The organism is Meiothermus sp., assembly GCF_025056915.1.
GTDB lineage: Bacteria > Deinococcota > Deinococci > Deinococcales > Thermaceae > Meiothermus.
In genome coordinates this window covers 1-14,789 of the sequence record NZ_JANWVH010000021.1, presented here as the reverse complement: position 1 = coordinate 14,789, position 14,789 = coordinate 1, and the positions used below count along the sequence as shown (strand labels likewise).

Here is a 14,789-nt window from a genome sequence, read left to right as displayed (position 1 = left end):
GTCGTATTGGAGGAGGGTGTATGAGAACACGGTGGTTCTTGGCAGTGGTAGGACTGGCAGCAGTGGCAGGTCTGGCCGTGGCCCAGCTTCCGGCCAGTCGGGCCAAACAGTCGCTGGGGCCCAGCGAGGGCCAGCTCAACATTCTGGCCTGGCCGGGGTACGTAGAAAACGGCTCTACCGACAAGAGCGCCGACTGGGTCACGGGCTTCGAAAAAGAAACCGGCTGCAAGGTCTCGGTTAAGGTCTTCAGCAGCTCCGACGAAGCCGTGCGCTTAATGAACCAGGGTGGCTACGACCTGGTCACCGCCTCGGGTGATGCCACCCAGCGCCTGATTGCCGGCAATGTGGTGGCGCCCATCAACTGGAACCTGATTCCCAACACCCGCAACCTGGATCGCCGCCTGCTCAACGCGCCCTGGTATGTGGTCAACGGGGTGCGCTACGGGGTGCCTTACCAGTTTGGGGTGAATGTACTGGCCTACAACACGAACGTTTTCAAGACCCCCCCGGATAGCTGGAAGGTGGTCTTCGAAGAGATGATTCTGCCCGACGGCAAGAGCAACAAGGGCCGCATCCAGGCCTACTACGGCCCCATCTATGTGGCGGATGCGGCGCTGTATCTGATGCGCACCCGGCCCGAGCTGGGCATCAAAGACCCCTACGAGCTCAACGAGCAGCAGTACCAGGAGGTGCTCAAGCTGCTGCGCCAGCAGCGCACCCTGCTCCAGCGCTACTGGAACGATGCCAACGCCCAGGTGCAGGACTTCACCAACGAAGGGGTGGTGGCTTCGACCACCTGGATTTTCCAGGTGAACACCCTCAAGGCCAACAAGCGTCCCATCGGCTGGGTGGTGCCCAAGGAAGGGGCTACCGGCTGGGCCGATACCACCATGCTGGCGGCCAACTCCAAGAACTCCAACTGCGCCTACCGCTGGCTCAACTGGCAGCTCACCAACAAGGTACAGGCCGACATCGCTGGCTGGTTTGGCTCGAACCCGGTGGTGCCCGCGGCCTGCAACACCCCTGGCTCCTTGTTGCCTGCCGATGGCTGCAAGAACCAGGGCTTCAACGACTTCGACAAAATTTTCTTCTGGCGCACCCCCACCACCCAGTGCCGCACCCAGAACAACCAGTGTGTGCCCTATAGCCGCTGGGTGAGCGATTACATTGCCATTCAGGGGGGGCGCTAAGGGCCTTTAGAGCCTCGAGCGCCCAAGGGCCTCCCTGGCAGGGGCTAGCCGACGAGGATGGCCGGAGGCCGGTTTGGGGGTGGGGAAAACCCCACCCCGGCTTCTCGGCTAAAAAGCGAAAGACCCATTACGATGGTGCAAATGCTCAAAGAACCCAACACAGCGTCTGCTCAGGCTGCCGTGGTGCTTCGCGAGGTGTCCTGTTACTTTGGCTCGGTGAAAGCCGTGGACGGGGTGAGCCTGGAAATCCTCCCCGGCGAATTCTTCTCCATGCTGGGGCCGTCGGGTTCGGGTAAAACCACCTGCCTGCGCCTGATTGGGGGGTTCGAACAGCCAACCTCGGGGCAGATTGTACTGTTCGGGCAGGATGCCTCCCGGCTGCCGCCCTATGCCCGCGATGTGAACACGGTTTTTCAGGACTATGCGCTGTTCCCCCACATGAACGTGCGCGACAACGTGGCCTACGCGCTCATGGTTCGGGGGGTGCCCCGACCGGAGCGCCACCGACGGGCCGAGGAGATGCTGGAGCTGGTCAAGCTGGCCGGGTTTGGTGACCGACGGCCAGGGCAGCTTTCGGGTGGACAGCGGCAGCGGGTCGCTCTGGCTCGCGCCCTGATCAACAGACCCAGGCTGCTCTTGCTGGACGAGCCGCTGGGCGCGCTGGACTTGAAGCTGCGGGAGGAGATGCAGATCGAGCTCAAGGCCCTGCAACGCCAGCTTGGCATCACCTTCATCTACGTCACCCACGACCAGGGCGAAGCCCTCTCCATGTCCGACCGGGTGGCGGTATTCAACCAGGGCCGAATCGAGCAGCTCGACACCCCCAAGCAGCTCTATGAATACCCCCAGACCGAGTTTGTGGCCCGCTTTGTGGGCAGCGCGAATGTGCTCGAGGGCCGCCTGCTGGGGCTTGAAGGGGGCAGGTATGCCCTGCGCCCGGAGCGCATCGCCATCCGGCCCGGGAGCCAAAACGGCCCCAACTGTTTGAGCGGAATCCTGCTGGACATCCACTACCTGGGGGCCCAGACCCGCTACGAGGTTCAGGTGGGTGAGGAGCGCCTGACGGCGGTCACATCCTCGGAAGAACAGGGCTTGCAGATTGGCAGCGCCGTTACCCTGAGCTGGGAGCGCGGCTCGCTGCGGCCTTTGCGGGAGGCCGTATGAGCCGGTTCGGGTGGGTCCGAAGGAGGGGGGCATGACCCTGCGCCGCCGCCTTTCCGATGCGCTGTACTTGCGCCCCTGGTTGTTGCTCTCGCTGTTGCTGATTCCCCCTTTGCTCTGGCTGGGCATCATCTACCTGGGCTCGCTCTTCAACCTGATGCTCTATAGCTTCTACTCCCTCAACGACTTTACCGGCCAGGTGGAGTACCGCTTCTCGCTCTCGGCCTTTCGGCAGCTTTTTAGCTCTCCGGCCAACGTGGATATCGTTGTGCGCACCACCCTGATGGCCCTGGTGGTCACGCTGGCCTGCATTGGCATTGGCTTCCCGATTGCCTACTACATTGCCTTTTACACCAAAGGCAACGCCAGAACCTTCTGGTATCTGATGGTGCTGCTGCCTTTGTGGTCCAGCTACCTGATAAAGGTTTACGCCTGGCGCTTGATTCTGGCGGGTGAAGGGGTAGTCAGCTGGTTTTTCAATGCGCTGGGTCTGGGCTGGCTCTTGCAGGGCATCCTGAGTGTACCGGTGATTGGTGGCCCCAGCCTCTCCAACAGCTACCTGGGTATGTTTCTGGTGTTTACCTATGTCTGGCTGCCCTACATGATTCTGCCGATTATCGCGGCCCTCGAGCGCGTGCCCAGGTCGCTGATTCAGGCCTCGTCCGACCTGGGGGCCCGGCCCGGCCAGACCTTTCGCAAGATTATCTGGCCTCTGGTGATTCCGGGGGTAGCGGCGGGTTCTATTTTTACCTTTTCGCTCACCCTGGGAGACTACATCATCCCCCAGGTGGTGGGCCAGCCGGGTTTCTTCATCGGGCAGATGGTGTACGTGCAGCAGGGCACGGCGGGCAACCTGCCCCTGGCGGCGGCCTTTTCGGTGGTGCCGGTGGTGATCATAGCCGTGTATCTGCTGATTATGCGGCGATTGGGGGCGTTCAATGCGCTTTGACGGTTCTGAGCTGCTGGCCTCGAGCTGTGGGCCAAGCCGATGCAGCCGGGGTATCCCTAAGGGTGGGTTTGTCGAGGTCGCAGCGCTTCGCAAGCGGAGGTGCGCAAATGCCGGGTAAGCCTTCGCTGGGCCTGCGCCTGGCGTTTTACCTGGGGATGCTGTTTCTGCATTTCCCCATCGTCATCATCGTTCTGTACGCCCTGACCACCGAGGACCGCACCTACCAGTTTCCGCCTCCCGGCCTGACCCTGCGCTGGTTTGGCGAGGCCTTCCAGCGACAGGATATGTGGGCCGCGCTCTGGCTGTCGTTGCAGGTAGCGGCCATGGCCACCGGAATAGCCCTGGTGCTGGGGACGATGGTGGCCGCCGCCATGTACCGCTTCCAGTTTCTGGGCAAAGACTTCATCACCGTGCTGCTCATTCTGCCCATCGCCCTGCCCGGCATTCTGACCGGCATCGCACTTCTGACCACCTTCAAACGGCTGGCCCTGGAGCCGAGTTTCTGGACCATCGTGATTGGTCATGCCACCTTCTGCATCGTGACGGTGTACAACAACGTGGTCGCACGCTTCCGCCGCACGGGCTTTTCGCAGATCGAGGCCTCGATGGATCTGGGCGCGGACTGGTGGACCACCTGGCGCATGGTGGTGCTGCCCAGCATCGCTACGGCCCTGTTGGCGGGCGGCATGCTCTCGTTTGCCCTGTCCTTCGACGAGGTGATTGTGACCACCTTTACCGCTGCCGACCAGAAAACCCTGCCCATCTGGTTCTTGAATGAGCTGTTTCGGCCCCGCGAGCGCCCCATCACCAACGTGGTGGCGGTATTCGTTATGCTCATCACTTTTTTGCCCATCGTGCTGGCCCAGTGGTTGACCCGCGACACGGACGACCTGCACGGGGGCGGAAAAACCGGATGAAGGCGCGGGAGCAAACCCAAATTAGGCCCAAGGCAAGTCTGAACCCAAGGAGATAAACATGGCAACCACACTGATTGGACAGAGCAAGATGCTGATTGATGGAGCGTTTGTGGTCGGGGAGAGCACCCCTTTGGACATCCTCAACCCGGCCACGGGCGAGGTGCTCCTGAAGCTACCGGAAGCCTCGCTGGAACAGGTCAAGCAGGCCGTGCTCGCGGCAGAAAAAGCCTTCGACGCCTGGTCGCAGACCACCCCCAAAGACCGCTCGCTTTTGCTTTTGAAGCTGGCCGACAAGATTGACGCGCAGGCGGAGGAGTTTGCCCGACTGGAGTCGCTCAACTGTGGCAAACCCTTCCAGGCCGCGCTGAACGACGAGATTCCGGCCATCTCGGACTGTTTCCGCTTTTTTGCCGGGGCGGTGCGGGCCATGACCGGGGCGCTTTCGGGGGAGTATCTGGCCGGGCACACCAGCTTCATCCGGCGCGACCCGGTGGGGGTGGTGGCCAGCATTGCGCCCTGGAACTACCCGCTGATGATGGCGGCCTGGAAGCTGGCCCCGGCGCTGGCCGCGGGCAACACGGTGGTGCTCAAGCCAAGCGAGCAGACCCCCCTGACCACCCTCAAGCTGGCCGAGCTGCTGGCCGAGATTTTCCCGCCGGGGGTGGTGAACGTGGTGACCGGGGTAGGGGAGACGGTGGGTTCGGCGCTGATTCATCAGCCGGGGGTGCGGATGATCTCGCTCACGGGCGATGTGGCCACCGGCAAGCGGGTGCTCGAGGCCGCCTCGCAAAGCCTGAAGCGCACCCACCTCGAGCTTGGCGGCAAGGCCCCGGTAATCGTGATGGACGATGCCGACCTCGAGGCCGCCGTGCAGGGCATCAAAATTTTTGGCTACTACAACGCCGGGCAGGACTGCACCGCGGCCTGCCGGGTGTATGCGGGCAAGAAAATCTACGACAAGTTTGTGGCCGAGCTATCCGATGCGGTCAAGTCCATCAAGGTGGGGGCGCAAACCGAGGACGGCGTGGAGATGGGGCCCCTGATTACCGAGCGGCAGCGCTCGAGGGTGGCCAGCTTTGTGGAGCGGGCCCGGATGCAAAAACACATCGAGGTGACGGTGGGGGGCCACCCCATGGAGGGCAAAGGCTTCTTCTACGAACCCACCGTGGTGGCCGGGGCCTTGCAGTCCGACGAGATCGTACGGCGGGAGGTTTTCGGCCCGGTGGTTTCGGTGACCCGTTTCAGCGATGTGGAGGAGGCCATCGCCTGGGCCAACGACTCCGACTACGGCCTGGCCAGCTCGGTCTGGACGCAGGACGTGGGCAAGGCCATGCGGATTGCCAGCCGTTTGCAGTACGGCTGCACCTGGATCAACACCCACTTCATGCTGGTCAACGAGATGCCCCACGGGGGCCTCAAGCAGTCGGGCTACGGCAAGGATATGAGCCTGTATGCCCTGGAGGACTACACCGTGCCCCGGCACATCATGGTCAAGCATTAGGGCAACGCCGAAAGCCCCATGCCCAAGGCTCAGAGCGAGGGCTGGGTGCGGCGCGAACTGAGTCCGCAGTCGTAAAGATACCCATACCCTCAGATTTGAGTGATAGCCCTCAAGCCCCTCCCTGGGGAGGGTTCAGGAGGGTATCGAACAAAACCCCCATCGGCTGGTTGCGCGAAGGGCCAGGCCAGCCACCCCACCTGGCCTACCCTGCGAGGTCGGGAGAGCGAGTCCAGGCCAGGATGGACTTGATTCGCTCCCCGTGCGGGTGTGGTTGCATGGGTTGTTATGGGATATGAGCATTCGACTTTGAGAAAGCTTTGTTCTGAAGATAACAGTGGCCACCTGGACGGGCTACGTGGGTTTGCAAGCAAGTTTCGAGAATGCACAAGCTGACGGTGGGGGTCGGTTTCCAACCTGCCCCCTACCCCCAGATGCTTGGTTCTTGCCGCACCATTGGGGGCAGGCTTGGTGAAAAGGGCATCCCTCTTGACAGCGCTTTCAAAATTTGCTTTACTCTTATGCAGCAAAGAAAGTTCAGCTTATTTGGAGGCAAGTTGAGAGAAGCCGTTACCCTGAGCGATGTAGCCCGAGAGGCCGGGGTTTCACCCAGCACGGTTTCTCGAGTCATTAACGGAACAGCTCGGGTCAAGCCTGGCAAGCGCGAAGCCGTATTGAGGGCCATTGAGCGCTTGCACTATCATCCCAACATTCTGGCCAAAGGACTTGCCCAGGGGCGCTCTCTCACGATTGGCGTTGTTACCCAGGAGATTAGCAGCCCCTACTATGGCGAGATGCTCAAGGGTGTGGAGCAAGCCCTCGAGAAAACCCCCTACCATCCTATTTTTGCCAGTGGACACTGGCGCGCCGACCAGGAAGAAGCCGCCCTTAAGGTGCTGGTTGGCCGGCAGGTAGATGCACTGGTGGTGATGGACGGCAGCGTGCCCGGAGAACTTTTGTTGGAACTGGTCAAGACGATGCCGGTGGTGGTGGTCGGACGCAACATTCCAGGCCTGCCCTGCTTGGGTATTGATAATGTTCAGGGGGCCTTGGAAGGCACCCGACACCTTATCGAGCTAGGCCACCGCCGCATCGCCCATATTGCTGGACCGCAGTCGCATCCCGACGCGATTGAAAGGTTACAGGGCTACCGGGAGGCCTTGCAACAAGGGGGAATTGCCTTCGACCCAGCCCTGGTTGTAGAGGGCGATTACCTCGAGCCTTCCGGTCTTATGGCGGTTGAATCGTTGCTGGCTCGAGGTGCTTTATTTACTGCCATTTTTGCTGCCAACGATCAGATGGCCTACGGGGCCAATGTGGCCCTTTACCGACGAGGAATTCGAGTTCCGCAGGATGTTTCCTTGGTGGGCTTCGACGATCTGCCCAGCTCCAGCTACTTTACCCCGCCCCTTACAACTGTGCGCCAGCCCGGCCTGGAGATGGGATGGGAGGCTGCGCGGCTGGTGCTGGCCCTGCTCGAGGGGAGATCCTACACCCCCAGAAATCTCTCTACCCGCCTGGTCGTTCGGGAGTCTACCGCGCTGTTACGCTCTCCGGGCGTGCGAGTTCCGCACGCAGTTCCTTAAGCTTACGCTTCTGAAGGAGGTTGATGGTTGGAAATGCAAAAATGAAAGCGCTTTCAAAACGGCTCGAGGCTCTCTGAAGGACGGGAAGTCCAGCTTCTTGAGGAGGAAAACATGCGGCGAATCCTGGTACTGTGGGCATTGCTGGCGCTGGTCGGTTTGGGCCTGGCTCAGAAAACCACCCTGACGGTGGCGGTTTTTCCAAACCTGGACGACTCCCTTAAGGCGCAAATTCCGCTGTTCAACAAAAAATACCCCGATGTCGAGATCAAGCTGGTCATTCAGCAGTACGCCGACCACCACAACGCGCTAACCACTGCTCTGGCCACAGGACAGGGGTTGCCGGATGTGGCCGCCATTGAGATTGGCTTTGTCGGTCGTTTTGCTGAGGGCCAAGGCTTTGAAGACCTGAACAAGGCTCCCTTCAACGCCGGCCAGTTCAAGCGCCTTTTCACGCCCTATACCGTGGCTCAGGCAACCTCGGCGGATGGGCGTTTTATTGGCATGCCGGTAGATATCGGGCCCGGAACATTCTTCTACAGGACGGATATCTTGCAAAAAGCGGGGGTGGATCCCCGAACCATGATTACCTGGCCGGGCTACATTGCGGCGGGTCGCAAGATTAAGTCCACCACAGGCTCGTTCCTAATTGCCGATGCCGCCGATGTGGCCTGGATCAACATCTTTGCCACCACCCCCGCCAACAACAGCCCCTACTTTGATGAAAAGGGCAACGTGGTGGTGGACAGCCCACGTTTTGTGCGGGCTTTTGAACTGGCCAAAAACATTCGTGCAGCCGGTCTGGACGCCCGCATTGGATCCTGGACCAACGAGTGGTACGATGCTTTCAAAAAAGGCACGGTAGCCACCCAGTTCTCTGGGGCCTGGTTGCAGGGCCACCTGCAAAACTGGATGGCGCCTGAAACCAAAGGGCTCTGGCGGGTACAGCAGCTCCCGGAGGGCATGTATGCCTCGTGGGGGGGTAGCTTCTACGGCATTCCCACCGCCTCCAAGAACAAAGCCCTGGCCTGGGAGTTCATCAAGTTTGTAACCACCAGTGAAGAGGCGCAGATTGCGGGCTTCAAAGCCATTGGAGCCTTCCCGGCGTTGCTTGCGGCACAAAACGACCCGGCCTTTAACCAACCGGTTGAATTCCTGGGTGGCCAGCAAGCCCGTCTGCTGTGGCGGGACGCTGCTCGGCGGGTCAAGCCGCTCAAAGCCAACAAGTATGACCGCGTGGCCTACGAGATTTTGGGTACAGCCCTCTCCCAAGTGCTCGACGAGGGGAAGGAAATTCAGGCGGCGCTGGCCGAGGCGAAGCGACTCATAGAGCGACGGATGCGCTAGATATCAGGGGAGAGGGGCTGCGTCCCTTCTCCCCCTTTCTGTGGCCTTTTATGGCTGCACCAAGCTCTTACCGGCAGTCCTAAAACGCGATGAACCAGCCGGCTCGAGGGGGTGCTAACCGGAAAAGAGAGTCTCCGGTCTTTTAGAGACTGTCTTTTTGAGCCCAGAATATGAGGAAAGGGCCACCAGAAAGGAGCACCTGTGCGAAAGTCTATGGCTAGCAACCGCCTCCAACCGGACGTGGGCTTCAACTTTTGGATGCGCTGGAGCAACTTCCAGCGGCGCTATGCACCGTATATTTTTATAAGTCCGTTCTTTGTATTGTTTCTGGTGTTTGGGCTTTATCCCAGCCTGTTTTCGCTCTATATGTCGTTCCAGTCCTGGACACCCAGCGATGGCTGGGGGCGCTGGAAGTTTGTGGGGCTCGAGAACTACACCTTTACCTTTACCGATCCCATGTTCTGGCGCTCCTTCTGGAACACGCTGTGGCTGGGGGTGTTCTCGGGCGTGCCGCAGCACCTCATTGCCATTCCACTGGCCTTCGTAATCCACATGGTGCTGAGCCGATTCAAGACCTTTGTTACAGCGGTCTACTTCCTGCCCTACATCACCTCCTCGGTGGCCATTGCGCTGATTTTCAATACCCTTTTCGCTACCCACAATGGCGTGATCAATCTGGTCATCGCCCAGCTCAACACATGGCCTCTCCTGGGGGCGCTGCTTCCCGATCAGAACATCAACTGGTTCACCAGCGCCAACATCAAATATGCCCTGGCGGTGGTGGTGGTCTGGCAGTTTACGGGTTGGAACACCCTGCTCTACCTTTCGGCCATCCAGGCCATTCCCAAAGACCTCTACGAGGCCGCTGCCGTGGACGGGGCCAGCCGCTGGCAGCAGTTCCGTTACATTACCCTGCCCCTTCTGCGCCCGATGATGTTTTTTGCAGTAAGCCTGACCATCATCGGCAACATGCAGCTTTTTGAGCAGCCCTTCGTGCTATTGAACGGTGGGGCCAGCACGGCCACGCCGGGGGGGCAGACCGTGACCATGTACATGTATCGCACGGCCTTTGAATGGCTCGAGATGGGTACTGCGGCCTCCATTGCCTGGATTCTCTTCGTGTTTATTGGAATTCTGACCTACCTGAACAACCTGGCATTTGGTCGTGCCGCCCGGGGAGGGGATTAAGATGGTGTCGCCAAAACGCAGTTCAATCCTGGGTCTTCTGCCACGGCTGGGGGGGTATGCGCTGCTGGTGCTGGGGGGCGTTCTGACCATTGCGCCTTTCTACTTCATGTTTGTGTTTGCCACCCACCAGCGTTCGGAAATTTTTGGGTTCCCACCCCCGCTCTGGTTCGGCGAGCACTTCTGGAGCAACTACCAGATTCTCTTGCAGAAGATTCCTTTCTGGCGGGCCTACTGGAATACCTTTTACCTGGCCTTCATGATCACCATCACCACCCTGTTTTTCTGTAGCCTGGCCGGTTTTGGCTTTGCCATGTACAACTTCCGCTGGCGCGAGCCGCTTTTTGCGGTGGTGCTGGCCACTTTGTTGATTCCGGCCATCCTGAACCTGATTCCTTTTTACCTGCTCATCTACCAGATTGGCTGGATCAACACCCCCAAAGCACTGTGGGTACCGGCTATGGCCGGTGCGGTGGGGATTTTCATGATGCGGCAGTATATCGTCTCGGCCATTCCCAGAGAGCTTGTGGACGCGGCTCGAATAGACGGGTGCAGCGAGTTTCAGATTTACTGGCGCATCGTACTCCCCCTCGTTCGCCCGGCCCTGGGCACCCTGGGCCTGATTACCTTTATCGGGGCCTGGAACAAGTTTGCCGATGTGAACGTGATTATGCGCACCCAGGAGACCAAAACCCTGCCGGTGGTGCTGCGTACCCTTCAAGGGGCTACCGACGTGGAGTGGGGGGCCATCATGGCCGGTACGGCGCTATTGGTGGCCCCGCTTCTGCTGGTGTTTGCCCTGGCGGCGCGGCAACTGATGGAGGGGCTCACCTCGGGCGCGGTCAAGAACTGAGAAGGGTTCCGTTCAGACCCGATGGATGGTTGCGAAGAGGGGCACGGGTATCTCAAGTTGCCTATTCCTGAGGAGGGTTCATGCCTTTTCGTTGGTGGAGCCTGATGCTCATGTGTTTGCTGGTGGCCCTGGCTCAGTCCGGCCCACCCCTGCGCGCCCTGGCCGAAAAGCGCGGCCTTCAGATTGGGGCTGCGGTGGAGCCGAGCCTGCTGCTGCAAGACCCTGAGTACGCAGCGGTGCTGGCCCGGGAGTTCAACCTGGTGGTGGCGGAAAACGTGATGAAGTGGGGGGCCCTGCAGACCTCGAGGGGCCAGTTCAACTTTGGTGCCGCCGACGTATTGATGGATTTTGCCCGGAAGCACCGTATGGCTGTGCGGGGGCATACCCTGGTCTGGCACCAGCAGCTTCCCCGCTGGATGTATGGCGGTTTTAGCGCCGCCGAGATGGAGACCATTCTGCGCGAACACATCCAGACGGTGGTGGGGCGCTACCGGGGCCGGATTGCCTACTGGGATGTGGCCAACGAGGTCATCGGGGACGACGCCAGGCCCCGCGCGACCCCCTTTGAGGTTTTGCCCGACTACCTGGAAAAAGCCTTCCGCTACGCCCGTGCAGCCGACCCTGGCGCCAAGCTCTTTTACAACGACTATGGGGCCGAGGGTCTGGGCCCCAAGTCGGATGCCATCTACGCCCTGCTCAAGGGGCTGAAGGAGAAGGGTGTGCCGCTGGACGGGGTGGGGTTTCAGGCCCATGTGGATCTGAACTTTTCGCCCGCAGCGGTGCGCATGGCGGAGAACCTCGAGCGCTTCGCCCGGCTGGGCCTGGAAATCCATATCACCGAGATGGATGTACGGCTTGTCGGCCCCGGAAGCAGGGCCGAGCGCCTGGAGAAACAGGCCCGCGTCTACCGCGAGGTGTTGCAGGTCTGCCTGCGTCAGCCCCGCTGCAAGGTCTTTACCCTTTGGGGGGTTAGCGATGCCTTCTCCTGGCGGGCGGCGAGCGAGCCCCTGGTGTTCGATGCCGACTACCAACCCAAGCCCGCCTACTTTGCCCTGCAACAGACCCTGCAACAACCCTGAGGAGACCTGCATGACACGAAGCGATTTCCCCTCCGACTTCACCTGGGGCACAGCCACTGCGGCCTACCAGATCGAAGGGGCGGTGCACGCCGATGGACGTGGCCCAAGCATCTGGGACACCTTCAGCCATACCCCCGGCAAGGTTCGGGGCGGTGATACCGGTGATGTGGCCTGCGACCACTACCACCGCTACCTAGAGGACATCCGCCTGATGAAAGAGCTGGGGGTGAATGCCTACCGCTTTTCGGTGGCCTGGCCCCGCATCCTGCCTGAGGGCCGGGGCCTTCCCAACCCCAAGGGGCTGGGGTTTTATGACCGGCTGGTGGATGCCCTGCTGGCCCAGGGCCTCACCCCCTGGATCACCCTGTACCATTGGGACCTGCCCCAGGCTCTGGAAGATCAGGGGGGCTGGCCTGCGCGACAGACCGCCTACGCCTTCGCCGAGTACGCCGGGTTGCTCTCCCGCCACCTGGGCGACCGGGTGAAGCACTGGATTACCCTGAACGAGCCCTGGTGTTCCGCCCACCTGGGCTACCTGGCCGGGGTGCACGCCCCCGGCCAGCAGGACTTGGGGCTGGCCGTGCGGGCCTCCCATCACCTGCTGCTGGCCCATGGGCTGGCGGTGCCGCTGATCCGGCAGAACGCACCCGGGGCGCAGGTGGGCATCACCCTGAACCTCTCGCCGGCTCACCCGGCCTCACCCGACCCCGCCGATGTGGCTGCAGCCCGTCGCTTCGACGGCTTTCAGAACCGCTGGTACCTCGAGCCCTTGTTTGGCCTGGGCTACCCCCAGGACATGCTGGCCCTCTACGGCGAGGTGGCCCCCCCGGTTCGCTCGGGCGACCTAGAGACCATCGCCACCCCCACCGACTTCCTGGGGGTCAACTACTACACCCGCACGGTGGTGCGAAACAGCACCCTGGGCCCCTACCGCTTCCAGGCCGTGCAGGTCGGCGAGGAGCGTACCGCCATGGACTGGGAGGTCTACCCGGAAGGGCTTGCCGAGCTGCTCTTGCGGCTTAGCCGGGAGTACCGCCCCAAAGCCCTCTACATCACCGAAAACGGTGCAGCCTACCCCGACGAGCCAGGCCCCAGCGGTGAGGTACACGACCCCCAGCGCATCCGCTACCTCGAGCGCCACCTGGCCCAGAGCCTCGAGGCCCTGCGGGAGGGGGCGCCCCTGAAGGGCTACTTCGTCTGGAGCCTGCTGGACAACTTCGAGTGGGCCGAGGGCTACAGCCGCCGCTTTGGCCTGGTCTACGTGGACTACGCCACCCAGCAGCGACGCCTTAAGGCCAGCGGGCGTTGGTTCCGCGACTTCCTGCGGGAGGCGGTGGTGCGGCCATGAAGATTGTCAACCCGGTGCTCCGGGGCTTCCACCCCGACCCCTCGATTCTGCGGGTGGGTGAGGATTACTACATCGCCACCTCCACCTTCGAGTGGTGGCCCGGGGTAAGAATTTCCCACTCCCGCGACTTGGTGCACTGGCGACCCGTTGGCTATGCCCTGACCCGCACCTCCCAGCTCGACATGCTAGGAAACCCGGACTCGGGCGGCATCTGGGCTCCCTGCCTGAGCCACGATGGGGAACGTTTTTACCTGATTTACACCGATGTGAAAACCTGGGGCAACAGCGAAATTTTCAAAGACGCCCACAACTATCTGGTCACCGCCCCGCGCCTGGAGGGCCCCTGGTCGGAGCCGGTTTACCTCAACTCCTCGGGCTTCGACCCCTCGCTCTTCCACGACACCGACGGGCGCAAGTGGCTCCTCAACATGCTGTGGGACCACCGCAAGGGCAAGAACGCCTTTGCCGGCATCCTTTTGCAGGAGTACGACCCCCGGCAAGAAAAGCTGGTGGGCCCGGTGCACCGCATCTTCCAGGGCACCCCCCTGGGGGTGACCGAGGGGCCCCATCTGTACAAAAAAGATGGCTGGTACTACCTGGTGGTGGCCGAGGGAGGCACGGTGTACGAGCACGCTGTGACGGTGGCCCGCGCCCGCCAGATTACCGGCCCCTACGAGACAGACCCCTGCTACCCCACCCTCACCGCCTGGGGCCGGCCCGAGCTGCCACTGCAAAAGGCTGGGCACGCCTCGCTGGTGGAGACGCAGGCCGGGGAGTGGTATATGGCCCACCTGGTGGGCCGGCCCCTCGAGCCCCCCCAGGCTCCCCGGCGCCACTGCCCGCTGGGCCGCGAGACCGCCCTGCAAAAAATCGTCTGGAGCCCCGACGGCTGGCCCCGCCTGGTGCAGGGGGGCAACGCCCCGGCCCTGGAGGTGGAGGCCCCCGCTCTGCCGCCCCACCCCTGGCCCGCAGAGCCGGAGCAGGACGATTTCGATGCCCCTACCCTGAGCCTGCACTTCCAGACCCTGCGCCACCCCCCCGACCCCTCCTGGCTCTCCCTGAGCGAGCGGCCCGGTTACCTGCGGCTGTATGGACGGGAGTCGCTCAGCTCGCGCCACCGCCAGAGCCTGGTGGCCCGCCGCCTGGAGCACTTTTACGCCGAAGCCGAGACGGCCCTCGAGTTCGAGCCCCAGCACTTTCAGCAGATGGCCGGCCTGGTCTGCTACTACGACACCGGCAACTGGGTCTACCTGCGCCTAAGCCGCGACGAGCATCTGGGCAAGACCCTGAACCTGCTCACCTGCGACAACGGCCACTACGACGAGCCACTGGGCCAGGAGATTTCCATTGACGGATGGGGCCGGGTTTACCTCAAGGTGCGCTTCGAGCGCGAGACCTTTCACTTTGCCTACTCGGCCAACGGGCGGGACTGGCAGCCCATTCCCCTGGCCTTTCCCTCTTGCAAGCTCTCCGACGAACACTGCCGGGGGCTTGGTTTCACCGGCACCTTTATCGGGCTCTGCGCCCAGGATTTATCGGGTACCCGGCTGCCCGCCGACTTTGACTTTCTGCGTTATAAAGGCTTCACCGACCGGTAGCCCATAGAGCGCTCTTCACATATTTTGAGCCATTCGAGTTCGAGAAAGCCTGGTTCTGAACAGAACAGTGGCCCCCTGGAA

At 61.7% G+C, this 14,789-nt stretch carries 12 protein-coding genes; all 12 read left to right on the top strand.

The window, feature by feature from the left end; translation table 11 throughout:
* Positions 1-20 precede the first annotated feature (20 nt).
* The 12 genes from NZN28_RS05250 to NZN28_RS05195 all read left to right on the top strand — a co-directional run bounded on the left by NZN28_RS05250 (position 21) and on the right by NZN28_RS05195 (position 14,708).
* Positions 21-1,190, top strand: a complete 1,170-nt coding sequence (locus NZN28_RS05250; RefSeq protein ID WP_295395820.1) for an ABC transporter substrate-binding protein — start codon at positions 21-23, stop codon at positions 1,188-1,190.
* 141 nt (positions 1,191-1,331) lie between these two features.
* Positions 1,332-2,354, top strand: coding sequence for an ABC transporter ATP-binding protein (locus NZN28_RS05245; protein ID WP_295395818.1), 1,023 nt, complete (start codon positions 1,332-1,334; stop codon positions 2,352-2,354).
* 31 nt (positions 2,355-2,385) lie between these two features.
* Complete coding sequence (locus NZN28_RS05240) at positions 2,386-3,300, top strand: ABC transporter permease (RefSeq protein ID WP_295395816.1); 915 nt, start codon at positions 2,386-2,388, stop codon at positions 3,298-3,300.
* A gap of 107 nt (positions 3,301-3,407) precedes the next feature.
* Positions 3,408-4,217 carry an ABC transporter permease gene (locus NZN28_RS05235; RefSeq protein WP_295395814.1) on the top strand — a complete coding sequence of 270 codons (810 nt, stop codon included), beginning with the start codon at positions 3,408-3,410 and terminating at the stop codon, positions 4,215-4,217.
* 58 nt (positions 4,218-4,275) lie between these two features.
* Positions 4,276-5,718 (top strand): gamma-aminobutyraldehyde dehydrogenase, encoded by a 1,443-nt coding sequence (locus NZN28_RS05230; RefSeq protein ID WP_295395812.1) that lies wholly within the window; start codon positions 4,276-4,278, stop codon positions 5,716-5,718.
* A gap of 554 nt (positions 5,719-6,272) precedes the next feature.
* The gene (locus NZN28_RS05225; protein WP_295395810.1) at positions 6,273-7,301 is read left to right on the top strand and encodes a LacI family DNA-binding transcriptional regulator; all 1,029 of its coding nucleotides are present in this window, start codon (positions 6,273-6,275) and stop codon (positions 7,299-7,301) included.
* 111 nt (positions 7,302-7,412) lie between these two features.
* A complete protein-coding gene (locus NZN28_RS05220; protein ID WP_295395808.1) occupies positions 7,413-8,645 on the top strand; it encodes an extracellular solute-binding protein in 1,233 nt (410 codons plus the stop codon).
* 213 nt (positions 8,646-8,858) lie between these two features.
* Positions 8,859-9,833, top strand: coding sequence for a carbohydrate ABC transporter permease (locus tag NZN28_RS05215; RefSeq protein WP_295395805.1), 975 nt, complete (start codon positions 8,859-8,861; stop codon positions 9,831-9,833).
* Position 9,834: 1 nt separating this feature from the next.
* A complete protein-coding gene (locus NZN28_RS05210) occupies positions 9,835-10,683 on the top strand; it encodes a carbohydrate ABC transporter permease (protein ID WP_295395803.1) in 849 nt (282 codons plus the stop codon).
* A gap of 80 nt (positions 10,684-10,763) precedes the next feature.
* A complete protein-coding gene (locus NZN28_RS05205) occupies positions 10,764-11,762 on the top strand; it encodes an endo-1,4-beta-xylanase (RefSeq protein ID WP_295395801.1) in 999 nt (332 codons plus the stop codon).
* Positions 11,763-11,772: 10 nt separating this feature from the next.
* A complete protein-coding gene (locus tag NZN28_RS05200) occupies positions 11,773-13,110 on the top strand; it encodes a GH1 family beta-glucosidase (protein WP_295395799.1) in 1,338 nt (445 codons plus the stop codon).
* The gene (locus tag NZN28_RS05195; protein ID WP_295395798.1) at positions 13,107-14,708 is read left to right on the top strand and encodes a glycoside hydrolase family 43 protein; all 1,602 of its coding nucleotides are present in this window, start codon (positions 13,107-13,109) and stop codon (positions 14,706-14,708) included. The genes NZN28_RS05200 and NZN28_RS05195 overlap by 4 nt, the downstream gene beginning before the upstream one ends.
* The last annotated feature ends 81 nt before the right edge of the window (positions 14,709-14,789 follow it).